This window comes from Belliella kenyensis (assembly GCF_022549675.1).
Taxonomy (GTDB): domain Bacteria; phylum Bacteroidota; class Bacteroidia; order Cytophagales; family Cyclobacteriaceae; genus Belliella; species Belliella kenyensis.
The window spans coordinates 92284-109635 of sequence record NZ_JAKZGR010000007.1 but is presented as its reverse complement, the minus strand read 5'-3'; the positions used below and the strand labels follow the sequence as shown (position 1 = coordinate 109635).

The 17352-nt window shown below is 38.9% G+C and carries 11 protein-coding genes; 7 read left to right on the top strand and 4 right to left on the bottom strand.

Going from position 1 to position 17352, the window contains the following annotated elements; genetic code table 11:
• Positions 1-241: 241 nt before the first annotated feature.
• The 4 genes from uxuA to xylA all read left to right on the top strand — a co-directional run bounded on the left by uxuA (position 242) and on the right by xylA (position 7473).
• Complete coding sequence (uxuA, locus tag MM214_RS09110) at positions 242-1459, top strand: mannonate dehydratase (RefSeq protein WP_241294563.1); 1218 nt, start codon at positions 242-244, stop codon at positions 1457-1459.
• A 185-nt stretch (positions 1460-1644) separates the two neighbouring features.
• Positions 1645-4449 (top strand): glycosyl hydrolase 115 family protein, encoded by a 2805-nt coding sequence (locus MM214_RS09105; protein WP_241294561.1) that lies wholly within the window; start codon positions 1645-1647, stop codon positions 4447-4449.
• Positions 4450-4466: 17 nt separating this feature from the next.
• A complete protein-coding gene (locus tag MM214_RS09100; protein WP_241294559.1) occupies positions 4467-5963 on the top strand; it encodes a xylulokinase in 1497 nt (498 codons plus the stop codon).
• Between the two features lie 196 nt (positions 5964-6159).
• Positions 6160-7473 carry a xylose isomerase gene (gene xylA / locus MM214_RS09095; RefSeq protein WP_241294557.1) on the top strand — a complete coding sequence of 438 codons (1314 nt, stop codon included), beginning with the start codon at positions 6160-6162 and terminating at the stop codon, positions 7471-7473.
• Between the two features lie 83 nt (positions 7474-7556).
• Here xylA and MM214_RS09090 read toward each other — a convergent pair whose 3' ends face one another.
• The 4 genes from MM214_RS09090 to MM214_RS09075 all read right to left on the bottom strand — a co-directional run bounded on the left by MM214_RS09090 (position 7557) and on the right by MM214_RS09075 (position 11116).
• Positions 7557-7739: a hypothetical protein gene (locus tag MM214_RS09090; RefSeq protein ID WP_241294555.1), complete on the bottom strand. Its 183-nt coding sequence runs from the start codon at positions 7737-7739 to the stop codon at positions 7557-7559.
• 294 nt (positions 7740-8033) lie between these two features.
• Positions 8034-8906, bottom strand: a complete 873-nt coding sequence (locus tag MM214_RS09085; RefSeq protein ID WP_241294553.1) for a diacylglycerol/lipid kinase family protein — start codon at positions 8904-8906, stop codon at positions 8034-8036.
• Between the two features lie 65 nt (positions 8907-8971).
• Positions 8972-9997, bottom strand: a complete 1026-nt coding sequence (locus MM214_RS09080) for a phosphatase domain-containing protein (RefSeq protein ID WP_241294551.1) — start codon at positions 9995-9997, stop codon at positions 8972-8974.
• A gap of 93 nt (positions 9998-10090) precedes the next feature.
• Positions 10091-11116 (bottom strand): LacI family DNA-binding transcriptional regulator, encoded by a 1026-nt coding sequence (locus tag MM214_RS09075; RefSeq protein ID WP_241294549.1) that lies wholly within the window; start codon positions 11114-11116, stop codon positions 10091-10093.
• Positions 11117-11359: 243 nt separating this feature from the next.
• Here MM214_RS09075 and MM214_RS09070 point away from each other — a divergent pair, with 243 nt between their 5' ends.
• From MM214_RS09070 to MM214_RS09060, 3 genes are read left to right on the top strand one after another with little or no spacing between them, the layout of a single operon-like run.
• Positions 11360-14461: a SusC/RagA family TonB-linked outer membrane protein gene (locus MM214_RS09070; RefSeq protein ID WP_241294547.1), complete on the top strand. Its 3102-nt coding sequence runs from the start codon at positions 11360-11362 to the stop codon at positions 14459-14461.
• A gap of 11 nt (positions 14462-14472) precedes the next feature.
• On the top strand, positions 14473-15840 hold the full coding sequence (locus MM214_RS09065; RefSeq protein ID WP_241294545.1) for a RagB/SusD family nutrient uptake outer membrane protein: 1368 nt from the start codon (positions 14473-14475) through the stop codon (positions 15838-15840).
• Positions 15841-15881: 41 nt separating this feature from the next.
• On the top strand, positions 15882-17327 hold the full coding sequence (locus MM214_RS09060; RefSeq protein WP_241294543.1) for a CBM96 family carbohydrate-binding protein: 1446 nt from the start codon (positions 15882-15884) through the stop codon (positions 17325-17327).
• Positions 17328-17352: the final 25 nt, after the last annotated feature.

The window sequence follows — 17352 nt, the reverse complement described above, 5'->3', positions numbered from 1 at the left end:
ATAAATCAAATGATTTGGTTGAAATCGACTACAATAAATAGTTATTTAATTGATTTTCAATTGATTGTTTGTTTTTGAGTTGATATTGCATCAATGGTCGATTAGAAGTTGATTAAAAATCATAATAATTAATAGTTTAAATGAATTTAGGGTTTATTATTCAATACCGGGGTTCCCTGTGGGGACTTCCGGTTTCTTTTATCCCCTAATTGAGATAAATACGAGCAAATTGAACAATTGAATGAAGAATAACTTGATCCAATCTTGGCGTTGGTATGGCCCCAATGATCCTGTCAGTCTTAGTGACATCAAGCAAGCAGGTGCTACGGCGATTGTTTCAGCCCTTCACCATGTTCCTCATGGTGAAGTATGGACATATGAAGATATTATCAAAAGGAAAGACGAGATTGAGTCAGCTGGTTTGAGATGGGCAGTAGTGGAATCTGTACCTGTGCATGAAGCGATCAAAACCAACAGCAAAGATGCTCCAAAATACCTTGAAAATTACAATAAAAGTTTGGTCAACTTAGCCAAAGCTGGATTGAGGACAGTTTGCTACAACTTTATGCCAGTATTAGATTGGACAAGAACTGACATAGCTTTTAGCCTAAAAAATGGCGCCAAAGCACTTTACCTAGATTGGGCAGATTTGGCATATTTTGACATCCACATGCTACAAAGAGCCAATGCTGCGGATGATTATTCTCCTCATGTGATCTCTATTTTGAACAACAGGTTGGAAAGCTATACACCAGATAAGATTCAGCAGCTAGAAGAGATCATATGCATGGGTGTCCCTACAGAGGGTATGATCACCATTCCTCAGCTGAGAGATAGCTTGGATATTTATAAGCATATTGGAAAGCAAGGTCTTAGGGATAATTTAGCCTTGTTTTTGAACGCCATTGCAGATACATGTGAGTCTTATGGCATTCAAATGACCATACATCCTGATGATCCACCTTATGCTATTTTGGGTCTTCCTCGGATCACTTCCAATGCAGAAGACCTTCAGTGGATATTCGACGCTGTGAAGCAGCCTTTCAATGGACTTTGTTTTTGTACTGGATCACTCGGTGCAGGTCCATTCAATAACCTACCAGAGATCCTCAAAACCTTCGGTGAAAGGGTTCATTTTGTGCATTTGAGAAATGTCAAAAGAGACCAATTCGGGAATTTTCATGAATCAGACCATTTGGATGGAGATGTAGATATGTTTGAAGTGATGAAAGTACTGGTAGAACTTAACAATCAGCGGAAGTCTCCAATCCCTTTTAGACCAGATCATGGGCATCAAATGCTAGATGATCTTCAGAAGGAGACCAATCCAGGGTATTCAGCTATTGGAAGATTGAAGGGTTTGGCTGAATTGAGAGGATTGGAGCTTGGTATAGCCAGGATGTCGAATTCAAATCATTCAGTCTACACAAATGATAACATTGCAACCTTTGAAAATTGATTTTTCAAGGGTTTTATCCAAAAAAGGCTTTAATGAAGCACTGATTCATGTCACTATTTACTGATCTAAGATTTAGAAGTTTCTTTAGAAATTATCTCGAAGATTAAAAAATTGAACCTATTAAACCTTTACCCAAAATGCACCATTTATCTAGATTTATCCTTATTTTTTGCTTTGCCATAATCGTGAGTTTTCAAGCAGCATCCCAAATAGGTACTGCTAGTTTTGTGTCTCCTACATCAAAACTAAAAAGCTTTCCACTTGTGGATGAAGAATTGGCGGACTTAGTGTTTGATGGAAAAGACGAGGGCATTGCGATAGCTGTAGAAAATCTACAAAAGGACATTAACCGGGTCACTGGTAAGCAACCAAAGATTCAAAGTGAGCTACTAGCTGGCAAGCCTCAAGTGATCATAGGACAGCTAGGAGAGAGTAAGTTAATAGATCACTTGGTCAAGGAAGGGAAAATCAAAGCTGCGAGTTTGTCAGGAAAGTGGGAGACATTTCAGGTTTTGACTGTGGAGCATCCTTTCGAAGGTGTAGATCAAGCTTTGGTAATCGTTGGAAGCGATAAGCGTGGGACTATTTTCGGGATTTACGAACTGTCAGAGCAGATTGGTGTATCGCCTTGGTATTGGTGGGCTGATGTCCCTGTGAAGAAGCATTCAAAACTTTTTGTAGATCATGGTGTGCATACCAAAGGTACACCTGCCGTAAAGTACAGAGGTATTTTCATCAATGATGAGGCTCCCGCTTTGGCTGGTTGGGCTACAAAGCAATTTGGTGGATTCAATCACAAATTTTATGAAAACGTATTTGAACTTATCCTTAGGCTGAGAGGAAATTACCTGTGGCCAGCGATGTGGGGTAGGGCATTCTATGATGATGATAAGCTCAATGGTCCCATGGCTGATAAGTATGGGGTAGTGATCGGTACTTCTCACCACGAGCCATTGATGAGGGCACATGCAGAATGGTCTAGGTATGGCAAGGGTGACTGGGATTATCAGACGAACAAGGAAGAGCTTCAGGATTTTTGGAGAAAAGGAATGGAGAGACAAGGTAGCATGGAATCTACAGTCTCTCTCGGTATGAGAGGTGATGGGGATGAACCCATGAGTGAAGAAAACAACATTGCACTTCTAGAACAAATCATCGAAGACCAGAGAAGGATTATCGAAGAGGTGACCGGGAAGCCCGCATCAGAAACGCCACAATTCTGGGCTTTGTACAAGGAGGTTCAGGAGTATTACGACAAGGGAATGCGAGTCCCTGATGATGTGACATTGCTACTATGTGATGATAACTGGGGCAATGTGCGCAAACTGCCCACAATAGGAGCTCCAGCTCGCAAAGGAGGTTATGGTATGTATTACCATTTTGACTATGTAGGAGGGCCTCGAAACTACAAATGGATCAATACCAATCCAATTCCTAAAATCTGGGAGCAGATGGACAGGACTTACAGACATGGTGTAGATGAACTTTGGGTAGTCAATGTGGGGGATATTAAGCCTATGGAGTTTCCGATATCTTTCTTTTTGGACTTTGCATGGAATCCAAATGCAATACCTGCGGTGGGTATTGATGCATACACCAAATCTTGGTCAGCTTCCCAGTTTGGTCAGACTTACGCCAATCAAATCGCTGATTTGATAGCAGGATTTGGAAAGTTGAGTGGTAGAAGAAAACCAGAATTACTGGATCAAAATACCTACAGTGTCCATTATTATGGGGAAATGAGTAGGGTGTCAGCTGAGTGGCAAGCACTAGAAGAGCTGTGTGCTGATATCAAAGAAAAACTTGATCCAAGCTATCATGATGCCTATTTTCAACTTGTAGAGCATCCGATTATAGCTTCGGCAAACCTTCACCGGCTATATGAAAGCACAGCTTTGAATCAGCTTTATGCCAAACAAGGCCGTAACCTGACCAACAAAAAAGCAGAAGAAGTACATGCTTTTTTCAAAAGAGATGCTGAAATTTCAGCATTTTACAACAATGAATTGGCTGGAGGAAAGTGGCCTCATATGATGGATCAGACACATATTGGCTATACCTATTGGCAACAACCTAACAGAGACAAAATCCCTGATCTGAATACCATTGAAATAGCTTCAAAAGGAGCTCTAGGAGTAGCAATCTCTGATAGTCCAGAATTTTTCCCTGAAAATAAAATACTAAAATCTGTCGTCCTATCTCCATATGACCCATACCACCTGGAAGTGACACTTTTCAACAAAGGAAATGATCCTATCACTGTGAAATCCAAAAGCTTCAGTAAATGGCTTAGCTTCGAAGTAGGAAATGAAACTATAGCCACAGAGAGAGCCATACCAGTGAAAATCGATTGGAACCTTGCTCCAAAAGGCAAGCACGTCGCCAAATTAGAAATCAGCAGTGGGAAAGAAAAGGTACTCGTAGAAATCCCAATCTATAATTATTTGATTGAGGAGTCCTTTACAGGTTTTGTCCCATATTATGGTGTAGTGGCTATGGAAGCCGATCATTTTACTTCAAAACATGAAGAGAACCCGATCAAGTGGGAAATTTTAGATGACATGGGCAAAACAGGAAATGCAGTAATGGCAACTCCTATGATCAGCCATACCGAGTCGACCGAAGTCCAAGGAAGTTACATTTCATACGATGTTTGGATGGAAGAAGCAGGAACTTATGAAGTGCAAGTGTATACAAGTCCTACTTTAAACTATCTGAATGCCAGTGAAGGGTTGCAATATGGTATTGCGGCTAACGAATCTACTCCTACCTTAGTCTCAATACATGAGAATGAAAGACCACATCATTGGAACAATTGGGTTGCCAACAGCATCAATATTTCTAGGAAAAAAGTGGAGTTTCAAAAAGGGAAAAATGAATTGAAAATATACTTGGTAAATCCTGGTATCATCTTCCAACGCATCATTATTGACACAGGAAACCTCAAGTCAAGCTATTTGGGACCAAAAGAAAGTGTCTTTGTACATTGATTTATATTTGAATGACAATGAGAAAATTATTATTAGGCTTTGATATTGGAAGCTCATCGGTAAAGGCCACACTGCTAGATGCAGATACTGGGAAAGCAGTTTCTTCAGAAGGTCTTCCTAAAGTAGAGATGCCCATAGACTCACCAAAGAAAGATTGGGCAGAGCAAGATCCCATGATGTGGTGGAATTATGCAGTGCAGTGTACACAGACATTGGTTCAAAAAGCGCAGGTGAAATCAGGAGAGATCAAAGCGATTGGTATCTCTTACCAGATGCATGGGCTTGTTGTCGTAGACGCCCAGCAGCAGGTTCTTCGTCCAGCCATCATCTGGTGCGACAGTAGAGCTGTTGAGATAGGGAATGCGGCATTTGATCAATTGGGGGCGGATTATTGTCTTCCTCATTTATTAAATTCACCGGGGAATTTCACAGCATCTAAGCTTCGCTGGGTCCAAGAAAACGAACCAGCATTGTATGAAAAGATTCATAAGATTATGCTTCCGGGTGATTTTATTGCGATGAAGCTAAGTGGTGAAATCTTGACATCGGAGTCAGGACTTTCTGAAGGGATCTTTTGGGATTTCAAGTCCAATGGAATCAGCCAAAAAGTACTAGATGTTTACCAGATAGATCGTTCGTTGATCCCAGAGGTCGTACCTTCATTCTCTATACAAAGCAAAGTCAATGAGGTAGCAGCAGCAGAACTTGGTATAGATGCAGGTATTCCGATTTGCTACAGGGCTGGAGATCAACCAAATAATGCCCTTTCACTAAATGTGCTGAAAGCAGGTGAGCTTGCGACAACAGCTGGTACCTCAGGCACTGTGTATGGTGTCACCGAAGAGCCACTCTATGATCCAAAATCTAGGGTAAATACCTTTGTCCATGTCAATCATACAGCCGAGTCTCCAAGATATGGAGTACTTCTTTGTGTGAATGGTACCGGGATTTTGAATTCATGGGTAAAAAGGCTTTTTGGTGGTGAACAGATTTCCTACCCAGAGATGAATAACCTTGCTGCGCAAGTTCCAGTAGGAGCTGAGGGCTTGACTTTCATACCATTTGGAAATGGTGTGGAGCGTATCATGGAAAATAGACCAGTCGATGCTAGCTTGCAAGGACTCAATTTGCTCAAACATGACAGAAGGCATGTCTTGAAAGCTGCCCAGGAAGGAATAGTCTCCTCTTTGACTTATGGGTTTGATATCATGAAGGCCATGGGTTTGGATCTTAAGACAGTCAAAGCAGGACATGCTAACATGTTTCTAAGTCCAATTTTCAGAGAAGCCTTTGTCAATATGAATCAAGTTTCGCTAGAGCTTTATGATACAGACGGATCTCAAGGTGCTGCCAGAGGTGCTGGCATTGGTCTAGGGCTATTCACAAATCATGATGATGCATTTGCAGGCTTGGAAAAAATCGCTTCCCTAGAACCAGATCAAAAGCTGACTGTTGCATACCAAGAGGTATATGAAAACTGGAAAAGCTATTTGAATAGAGTTAAAAACAAGTAGATAAAAATATATGGATATACGGAACTTTGCCAATAACATTACAAAATTCCGATTTATCTAACTTCCGATATAAATTGATATTGGATACTTATGGATATTGACCATTAACAACCTGTTGAGCTAATGAATTGAAGTTACTGGCAAAAAAGCGTATAATCAGATAAAAATATAAAACAAACAATTAAAATTTATAATCATGTCAAAAACCTATTTCCCTAACATTGATAAGATCAAATTTGAAGGAAGAGAATCACAAAATCCTCTAGCTTTCAAATTTTATGATGAGCAAAGAGTCGTAGCTGGCAAGACGATGAAGGAACACTTCAAGTTTGCTATAGCTTATTGGCATTCATTCTGTGCTACAGGTGCAGATCCTTTTGGTCCAGGGACGATGGTACATCCTTGGGATGCCAGTGAGGACGCCGTGCAGAGAGCTAAAGATAAAATGGATGCTGCATTTGAATTTTTTGTAAAAATAGGGGCTCCTTATTATTGTTTTCATGACATAGACTTAATCGACGAGGGAGCTTCTATCGAAGAGTATGAAGAGCGAATGAAAATCATCACCGATTATGCATTAGAAAAGCAAAAGGAAACTGGAGTGAAACTACTTTGGGGAACTGCAAATGTGTTTTCTAATCCTAGATACATGAATGGCGCTTCTACCAACCCTGATTTTGATGTAGTTGCTTGGGCTGGTACACAGGTGAAAAACTCCATCGACGCGACGATCAAGCTAGGTGGTGAAAACTATGTGTTCTGGGGTGGTCGTGAAGGTTATATGTCTTTGTTGAACACAGATATGAAGAGAGAGACTTCTCACTTAGCCCAATTCTTGACTATGGCGAGAGATTATGCAAGGTCTAAAGGTTTCAAAGGTAACTTCCTGATTGAGCCTAAGCCTATGGAGCCTACCAAGCATCAGTATGATTATGATGCAGCTACTGTAGTTGGGTTTTTGAGACACCATGGATTGGACAAGGATTTTAAATTGAACCTAGAGGTGAACCATGCTACACTCGCTGGACATACTTTTCAGCATGAACTTCAAGTGGCTGTAGATGCTGGTATGCTAGGAAGTATCGATGCGAATAGAGGTGATTATCAGAATGGTTGGGATACTGATCAATTTGCTATCAACCTTCAAGAACTTACAGAATGTCAATTGGTAATCCTTGAAGGCGGAGGTATCGATGGGGGTGGTGTGAACTTTGACGCCAAAATCAGAAGAAACTCCACAGATATGGAGGATCTTTTCCATGCACACATTGGAAGTATGGATGCTTTCGCAAGATCATTGATCATTGCAGAAGAGATCTTAGAAAAATCAGCTTATAAATCTTTGCGTCAGAAGCGTTATGCTTCATTTGACGAAGGAAAAGGAAGTGAGTTTGAAGCTGGTAAGTTGACACTTGAAGACCTTAGAGCTCACGCGCTGGCAACAGGCGAGCCTAAGCAAACTAGCGGCAAGCAAGAATTGTATGAGAATATTCTCAATCAGTTCATTTAAGAGAAGATAAAATTCTAATTGACCTTTGGGGTTCTTGTAACCTCAAAGGTTTTTTATTGATTATTCTTTTCATATTTGGGTTTTTACTTTAATCGAACCTGTTCTTTTTTTAGTTGAATCAATTTAATTTTAACTTGTGGGGTTGATGTGGTGTCTATCAATAATAGGTACTCTTCATTTTGCTCATATTTCAATATGGCTACAGGAACTCCAAATCCACCATTTGTATGAAAATTTATGCCTTGAAGAAATGTGATTGTCAGCATTCAGTGACAGAGTTTGCACAAGATTCGGTGGTGAATTGGTAGCGTATTTTATACTTTTTCGAGATCAATATTTATGTCAATTTTCATTTATATCCAGTTTTGACCCATTGATTATGTTAAAGAAAGAGCTGATTTTGGTTTCAAAACCTGATTTTTAATTTTAAAATTGGCTCTAATGGCCTGAGGCATGATGTAGTGTTTAGCTGATCTCAGATTTCATACAAATTATGTCAGGTGAAAATTAAAGTATTGATCAAACTGCTTATTAACGATCTAACACAAATTTTAAGTCAATTAGACATTGGAAAAGAAATTTACGCTTTTATCCATTAACTCTATCAATACTGTTTTTTGATCATCAATTACTTCTCCATCTACATGACAGACAGCATCCTTTAAATTTGTTATGTGAACTCTTTTTGTCTGAAAAACTTCGACAAAATCAAGACCCGATAGGTCTTCTTTTAGGAATGCTAAGGTCAATGCTGTCCAATCCTGAATGCTATCAGGGTTCAAAACAACAACTTCAAATTTTCTATCATTCAATTTTCCTAGAGGATTGATCTTGACTCCAGTACCATACCGATCTCCATTGGCAATGACAAGCATCTTTGCATCTACTAGAACAGTCTCTCCGTTTATATCCAGACCAAAGCTAAATTTATTGTTCTCAAACGCTTGTGTCAAGGAGCTTTTAAAATAACTGATCATTCCTCTTTCTTCACTTTCTTCGAATTTTTTAACCAATGCTGCATTGAATCCGAAATCACATAGATGCAAACATATTGTTTCATTTACACTTAAAATATCCATTTGAATTGTATTTCCAATCTTTAGTGCATTGATGCTATCATCCAGATTTTGGATTCCAAGACATGCACAGAGTCCATTGGCAGAGCCTAGTGGAATTGGAAGCAAAGGAGTGTCTGAGCCGAGCATTTGTGATGCTACAAGGCTGATAGTTCCATCTCCTCCAGCAACCATAACTATGTCATGATTCTCTGTATCAAGTAAATGGCCGATCTTATATGCATCATTTTCACCCGTAGTATTCCATTGGGTTACTTTATAGCCAGAAGTATTTTTTGTAATATTATCAATCAAGTCGATTTTGTTATCGTGATTACCAGAAGCTGGATTTATGATCAATAGGGCATGTTTTAGCATGATATTCAATAGGTTGTATATGTTAGGGTTGAGGTGAGATTTAAGCTCATGGGTTTTGAAAATAGCTACAGAAATGATTTGGCATGGGTCAAAGCTTCTTCAGAATTTTTTACCCATGCAATTGGGATAGTATGATTATAGCTATTGAGTCTATCCTCTCTTTCTTTATCTACTTTTTTGATCCTTCTGATGTACACAGCTTTCACTTGGTTTGGGAATGTTTCAATGATCCTGGTATAGAGTTCTGGATCATGCTGACCACTATCTCCAATCAGTATGAATTTTGTTTTGGGAAATAAGGTCATAAGCTGTGAAATTTTTTCTAGCTTGTGTTCATGACTTCCTCCTCCAGATTTCCAAATATTTCTCAAAGTGACATGAGGGTCTTTCAATAACAATGGACCTTTTGGGATTCTTCGGTATTCTAGAAAATCCTGAATAAGATGAAAGAGATTCCAATCACTGCTAGAAACGTAAAACACGGGGTTTTGGCCATCGTTTGATAAGTAATTGTAAAATGTACTTACGCCTGGGAATGGTCTTCTGGTATAGGCATTTTTAGAAATAGAAAGCCACAGCTTCTTACCTAGTGAGGTAGCATGCGATATGATGATGGTGTCATCAATATCAGAAATAATGCCCAGCGGGGTATTGGTAGAATAGCGAGAGATAATGAACCTGACTGTTTTTATTTCAGCTACTATCCCTTCATCTTCGATCAAGGTTAGTTGAGCACATTCTACTGATTTATTCTCTGTGACATTTAGTGGGAGTTTTACTTCGAATAAGCCTTCTTCATTGCTCACAAGGAGCTTTTCTGCATCTTGAAATTGAAGTTTTACTTGTACATCAGAGACACTATTGCCTGCATATCTTCTCAAGGTAGCTATAAAGTTTTGCAGAGCTGATTTTTTGGGAGAGGGATTGCTTTGCTTATAAGCTTCCACGAGTCTACCCTTGATGAAAATCTCATGCTCATTTCCAAAAGCAAGTAACACTTCCATCCTTACAAGATCCAGTTTGCCAAACTTTCTTTTGAGTTTTGAAAATGAATACTTGATGGGGAAAGTCAGCCAGTTTATGAATTTCATAGGGATTTTTTACGGAAAACGAGTGCAAATCCCACGCCAAGCATAGCAAATAAAATACTTTCTTGAAAAATGGTTAGTAAATTCAATTTTCTATTATGAAGATCTCATAGTTGATTCTCTGACGATTAGTTCTGTTTTGATAGTAACTATTTCGGATTGAATGATATCTTCCTCTTCCTCAATCTGCCTAATCAACAACCTTGCCGCAGCCATTCCCATTTCAAAAGCCCTATCATTGACTGTGGTCAAGTGCGGTTCGATGATTTTGGAAATGGGGTAATTACTGAATCCCACAATGGAGATTTCATTGGGGATTTTGATATTATTCTTTTGGAATACTTGTATAGCACTGACTGCTGTATAATCATTTGAGCAAAAAATACCATCAGGTCGGTTTTCCAGATTTAGAAGCTTTTTGGCTACTAATGCACCCTCCTCATAGCTTAATTCTCTAGTAAAATGCACCAATTTTTTATCCATTGGGAAGCCATGCTTTGTAAGTGCAGCTTTGAAGCCTTCATATCGATCTTTGAATATTCCTGTGGATTGACTTCCCCCTATATGACCTATGCGCTTACATCCAATCTCAATAAGATGCTCAGTAGCTTTGAAAGCAGATTCATAATCATTAATGATGATTTTATTCGCTTCATAATCACTAGGCACTCTGTCATAAAACACCAACGGTATCTTTAGCCTATTGAGTTTTTCGAAATGCTCATAAGAGTCTGTCTCAGTCCCCAAACAAATGATGACCCCTTCAGACATTTTATTTTGAAGAATTTTGGTGATTTTAGTCTCTCTTTTGATAGAGTCTCTTGATTGAAAAATCGTCACATTGTATCCAGCTTTATATGCAAACTCTTCTATACCGCTGATGACAAGGGAATGGAAATGAATATCTATCCTCGGCACAATCACACCAATGGTCAGGGTTTTATTCTTCCTAAAGCTTGATGCGATTGAATTCCGTGTAAAACCAAGCTCCTCAGCTTTGTTCAACACTTTCTCTTTAGTCTCAGGACTTATCCCAGGATGATCATCTAATGCCCTTGATATGGTAGAGGCTGCCAAATTCAATTCTTTGGCCAGATCTTTTAGAGTCGTTCTCCTTTTCATTATCTTTTATTAGCAAACGTTTGCAATATAAGAAAAAATTTAGAAAAATTTATTTATTTGAAAAAATGCTTTAAATACCCATTTTTGGCCTGTTTTTACAATTTTTTAAAAATAATTTGATCTCCTAATTTCTAAAAAATTGACCTAAATTCATGCAAACGTTTGCATATTGTGTCCTAATATTTTACATTTGGAACAGGTACATAATTAAAATTCTATTGAAACACATTTAACTGTAATTCTATGAGTCAAATAAACATAAATGCCCTATTTAAATTTGCGGGTAGTCAGTTAGTATTCAGAATTAGGCTATTGCTTCTTTTTATCTTTATCGGATCTCTTTCTGCTAGTGCTCAAGAAAGCAGTATCAAGGGTAGGGTAACAGATAGCAAAACTGGGGAGCCTATTTTTGGAGCTATTGTAATGGTGAAGGGAACTTCTAAAGGAACATCCGCCGACATTGACGGATTTTATTCTCTCGGGAATGTATCGGAGCAAGATATTTTAAGATTTTCTTATCTAGGTTTTGAGACAAAAGAGTTGCGTGTTGGTAACCTTAGTGAGTTAAATGTTTCCTTAGAGTCTTCCACAAGTGATTTGAATGAATTTGTTGTGGTGGGCTATGGGGTGCAAGAAAAGAGGAACCTTACAGGTTCAATTGCCTCTGTCAGCAGCAAGGAGATTGCACAGACAAATTTTCAAGATCCTATTTCAGTCTTACAAGGTAGAGCCCCAGGCGTACAGGTTACTTCCAATTCAGGTGCTCCAGGAGGTGGAATGACCATCAATATTCGAGGAAATTCTTCTTTGAATGCAGGAAATTCCCCATTGTTTGTCGTAGATGGAGTGCCTATAGAAACCAATGTAACTTCTTCATTAAATGGTACAGAGAATTTTGGTTTGAATCCACTTGCTGATATCAATCCTACAGATATAGAGTCAATTGAAGTATTGAAGGATGCTGCTTCCACAGCAATATATGGCTCTAGGGCAGCCAATGGCGTAGTGATGATCACCACCAAAAGAGGCAAGTCTGGAAAACCTCAAGTTGATCTCAATATTCACTCTGGAATTAGTACCGTTTCTAGGAGATTGAGTGTCTTGAATGCTAGTCAGTATAGAAGTGCCGTGATTGACTCTTACAGAAATGCAAATAGCAATGAGGCCATTATCCCAGCTGTGTTAGATTCTCTAAGTGCTGTGAACAATGGTGATTTTGACTGGCAAAGTGAGTTGTTTAGAGTTGCTAGACAAAACAATGTTGATTTTTCCATTAGAGGTGGCTCTGATAATGTGAGATATGCTTGGAGTTCTTCATTTTTTGATCAAGACGGAATCATTTTAAATTCCAATTACAAAAGAATCACTTCAAGATTGAATGTAGATTTTGATGTTTCCGATAGATTGACCATAGGTCAGAGTGTTTCCTATACCAATGCTGTAAACAACAGGTCTAACGCTGCTGGATCAGGAAACTTGAGTATAGTCAGAGAACTTTTGATACGACCTCCGACTTTCGCCATGTACTTACCAGATGGATCACTCAATGGGTATCAATTGGGTAGGAGAAATCCAGTTGGATTGGCTGAGCTTTCTACCAATATCAACAAAAGCAATAGAGTCATTGCAAGTCAATATGCAGAATACCGAATAGCAGAAGGCTTGAAATTCCGAAGCAGTATCAATGTGGATTTCGTCTCGATGAAGGAGGATACCTTTATCCCAACAATATTAGATTTTAGAGAAGGGTACAATACAGGCTCGGTAAGGTCATCAAACAATATCACTTGGGCCAACGAAAACATTTTGACTTACCAAAAGCAGTTTGGGACAAGCCATAACTTTGGCGCATTGGCAGGTTTCAGTTATCAAGATTGGAAGTATGAAAGGGCAGGTTTAGATGGACTGTTTTTCACAAGTGACAATATCCGCACACTCAACGGAGCAGGGACAATCTCCAATCAAGATGTGAATATTGCCACAGAGCATTCGATGTTGTCCTATTTTGGTAGAGTTTCATATGATTATGAGAGAAAGTACTTGTTTGAGGCAAATATAAGAGCTGATGGTTCATCCAGATTCGGAAGAGACAATAGGTTTGGTTATTTTCCTTCAGCAGCTGTCGGATGGAGATTCTCTGATGAAGGTGTATTTAGTAATGCAAATTTCATGGACGATGGAAAGCTAAGGTTTAGTGCTGGAAAAACAGGAAATGAAGCCATCGGTAATTATACCTCTCAAGGAGAATTTATGGTGGGGACCAATTACCTAGATTTCTCAGGAGCTTCACCTTCTGTAATGCCTAACTCAGGCCTAACATGGGAAACTACCACACAATACAATGCTGGTGTGGACTTATCATTTTGGCAAAGCAAATTAATTATCAATTTCGATGCCTATATAAAGAACACAAATGATCTCCTTTACAATGTGCCTATACCAAGAGAAACTGGATTTGATTTTATCACCCAAAACATTGGTAGTATACAAAACAAAGGCCTAGAGTTGCTAATCTCTACGCGAAATTTGGAAACGAAAGATTTTAGTTGGACCACTAATTTTAATATCAGTTCGAACAGGAATATGGTTAAAAGTCTACCTGAAAATGTTTTGACAAATGGTTTTATTCAAAATGGTGCTTATCATATCCTTAAAGAAGGATATCCAATAGGAACTTTCTTTGGGTGGAGGTTTGATGGTGTATATGCAAGTGATGAAGACAATGTCAATGGAATAACCAATGGCGCTCAAGGTCCAGTATATAGAGGAGGAGATCCAATATGGCATGATCTGAATGGTGATGGATACATAGATCAGAATGATAGGCAGATCATAGGGAATGCCACTCCAGATTTTTTTGGAGGAATCAATAACGATTTTACTTATAAAAATTTCAGTCTAAGTCTTTTCTTTCAGTTTTCTTATGGAAATGATATTTATAGTGAAATCAACCACCAAAGAAACTCCATAGTAAGGTATAATAACCTCTCAGCCGATGCACTGAACAGGTGGAGGCAACAAGGAGATATTACAAATTATCCTAAGCCAGTCAGGGATGATCCTTTGCAATCGATGAGCAGAGTACAAAGCCGATGGGTGGAAGATGGATCATATATCAAGCTCAAAAATGTCCATTTCAGATACAGTCTACCAAGTGCTATCTTAAATAGATGGAAGATATCCAAACTTGATGCTCACATCACGGCTACAAATCTTATCACTTGGACCAACTATACTGGCTATGATCCTGATGTGAATTCTTTCAGTGGCTTGAGAGTAGGAGTAGACGAAGGATCTTATCCTCAAAGTCGTACCATTATCCTTGGTTTAAATATTGGTTTATAATGATGAAAGCTATGAAAAATTCAATAAAAATATTTCTAGGTGCTACATTGATGATACTATTTTCATGCTCTGAGGACCTATTGCAAAGAGATCCGATCAGTAGCTTCTCTGCTCAGGGTTTTTATCAGACCTCTAGTGACGCACAGGCAGGGGTTTATGGGATTTATGATGCCGTTCAAGCTACATTTTCCATCAATTTCGCCTATTGGGGAGAGGGTAGAGCTGATGCTGTAAACACCAATCAAGCCGGAGATCCATTCCTTTTACAACAGAATACGCTCAATTCAATCTTGGCTTCTGCAAGATGGAATAATATTTACGAGACAATCAGTAGGGCCAATTATGCGATCAAATATGTGCCGACTGTTTTTGAAGGAGACAGTGAATTTGGAATACAGTTAGTTGCTCAAGCCAGGGCACTTAGAGCTTTATCGTATTTCTACGCAGTGAGAGTGTGGGGGGATGTACCTTTGATTTTGGAACCATATGAAAGTATTCAGCAAGACATATTTCCTACTCGAACAAGCAAAGAGCTTGTATTGAATCAAATAGAGGCAGACTTATTATTTGCATCAGCAAATTGCCGTGCCAATTTCGGTGGACAGAGAGACAGAATTCTTATCACCAAGGGTGGGGCAGACGCTATGCTTACCCATCTCTACATGTGGAAAAAGGATTATGCTAGTGCCATACAGTCTGCGGAAAGAGTCATGAATAATAACCTCTATTCATTGGTCACCATTAATGACTGGTCTAGAATTTTTACGCAGGGTTATACCAACGAGAGCATTTTTGAAATAGGATATAACGAGGTACAGAGAAACTCACTCAGGATACTATATGCGCTGGGCTCTGATAGTAATTTCTTCCCAAGCGTATCTTTTAGAAATGCTTTTGAAGAAGGAGACCTCAGAAGAGACTTGATATATGATGTGACAGAGACACAACCAAGAAAAATATGGAAATACTTTGGGCAAGGATTCAGTGATGAAAGTCCAGAGCCATCGGATAAGAATATCGTGATGTTTAGATTAGCTGATATTATTTTACTCAAAGCCGAGGCCCATCATCAGCTGGGTGAAACTATCGAAGCCTTACAGTTATTGAACATCATTAGGACAAGAGCTGGATTGCCAAATTTGGATATCCAAGGTGCTATCGATCTCTATGGAGATGTTGAATCCGCCATTTTACACGAAAGACTTATCGAACTTTCTTTTGAGGGACATAGGTGGTTTGATCTTGTGAGGACAGGGAAAGCAATAGAAGTAATGAACCCAATCAATGGATTGAATGATGAAGCTAACCTATTATGGCCTATTCATGAAGATGCATTAAATAGAAACCCAAGCTTGGTCCAAAATTCATTCTATCAATAATAATAAGATCCTAGTATTGTCTAATTAAAAATTATATCAAGATGAAAAATATTAAATTTACCAAAATCCTAATCCGATTAGCCTGTTTTTGGCTCGGGATTGGTATGTTTTTCAGTTGTGTCATTCAAGAGAACTTTGACTATGAAAAATCTGGCGTAACAGGTAGTCTAGGTGTTTCGGCATTGGAGTTTTTCCGGACGAATGATTCCTTTTCAATGCTGAGAGAAGCTATAGAATTGACAGGCTTGGAGGATATATATGGAGGTCAGGATATCAGGACTTTTATAGCTCCGACAAATCAAGCCTTTAGTAACTACCTCCAAAGTAATGGTTACAGCAGTCTTTCTCAAGTTCCTGCACCAATCCTAAGAAACGTATTGAGGTATCATATCGTGAGGGCAAGGGTCATCTTTACAGATCCTGAATTATTTGAAAGCAATAGACCTCTTCCCTATGAGACTGAAAGTGGGCAGACGATGTTTTTGTCTCATAATGCCAATTTCATAGGTTTGATCAATCAAAGTACTAGTAGGCAATGGGAAATAGCAACTTCTAACTTAGAGCCCACTAACGGTGTCATTCATGTAGTCAATGCTATAGTTTTCTTCTCTGCTCAAACCGTCAATTTGGATGCTTTAGACCCTTCAGTAAAGACTGATACGATCTTTCCTATCTACGATTCATTTGTGAATGGTGGTTCATTTGCAAATACCAATTATGGAACGAATCCACTTTTGAGAGTGAAAAATGTGACTGGCGCTGGAGATTTTGACAGAAGGGCATATTTGATGTTTGATTTGAATGAATTGAATAGTGAAGGAGTGATTACAGACCTAAGGTTTCAAATTGGTGTTGTATTTACACATGCTAGAAATGATGATTTGGATGTGTACAATGTCAATGATACCACTTGGACAGAGATGGGGATCAATTGGAACAATGCCCCTCTGCCTGATGCAGGACCCATAGCCACTTTGAAAACAACAAGAATTCCAGCGTTCAATTATGATCTCACTGATTTCTATGAGTCTAGAGAATCCCTTGGAAAGATCACACTTATGCTTGATGGTGAAGCTACCAAAGATGAGACCAATGACTTGGCTTCAAAAGAACACCCTACATTTCCTCCACCGATGTTGATCGCAACCATAGCCACTGGAAATAGTGTACTCGAATTTGTGACCAATACAGGTTTCTCTGTCGAAAGAGGAAGCTCAACAGCTTTGAGCAGAAGCATGTTAGAGATATCTGGAGCAGGAGTCAATGACATCATTTATACAGTAGAAGAAGTTCCACAAAGGGGCTGGCTAGTGAGTGGTGCGAGTATTTTACAAGCTGGAAATCGATTTACCCAAAATGATATCAATGTCTTGAACCTGTCTTATATCAATGACGGAAATGGAAGTAGTGACAAGATAGTATTGTCAGCAAGAGATCGAGCGGGCGCCAGGTTAGATGCTTTTGAAGTATCGATTACCATTCAATAATTCAAAATTCTTTTTTTAAAAATGA

Excerpts from the sequence above, each read along its gene's own strand:
- MM214_RS09060 (WP_241294543.1), top strand. The coding sequence starts at position 15,882 with ATGAAAAATATTAAATTTACCAAAATCCTAATCCGATTAGCCTGTTTT.
- uxuA (WP_241294563.1), top strand. The coding sequence starts at position 242 with ATGAAGAATAACTTGATCCAATCTTGGCGTTGGTATGGCCCCAATGAT.
- xylA (WP_241294557.1), top strand. The coding sequence starts at position 6,160 with ATGTCAAAAACCTATTTCCCTAACATTGATAAGATCAAATTTGAAGGA.
- MM214_RS09090 (WP_241294555.1), bottom strand. The coding sequence starts at position 7,739 with ATGCTGACAATCACATTTCTTCAAGGCATAAATTTTCATACAAATGGT.
- MM214_RS09100 (WP_241294559.1), top strand. The coding sequence starts at position 4,467 with ATGAGAAAATTATTATTAGGCTTTGATATTGGAAGCTCATCGGTAAAG.
- MM214_RS09080 (WP_241294551.1), bottom strand. The coding sequence starts at position 9,997 with ATGAAATTCATAAACTGGCTGACTTTCCCCATCAAGTATTCATTTTCA.
- MM214_RS09075 (WP_241294549.1), bottom strand. The coding sequence starts at position 11,116 with ATGAAAAGGAGAACGACTCTAAAAGATCTGGCCAAAGAATTGAATTTG.
- MM214_RS09085 (WP_241294553.1), bottom strand. The coding sequence starts at position 8,906 with ATGCTAAAACATGCCCTATTGATCATAAATCCAGCTTCTGGTAATCAC.
- MM214_RS09070 (WP_241294547.1), top strand. The coding sequence starts at position 11,360 with ATGAGTCAAATAAACATAAATGCCCTATTTAAATTTGCGGGTAGTCAG.
- MM214_RS09065 (WP_241294545.1), top strand. The coding sequence starts at position 14,473 with ATGAAAAATTCAATAAAAATATTTCTAGGTGCTACATTGATGATACTA.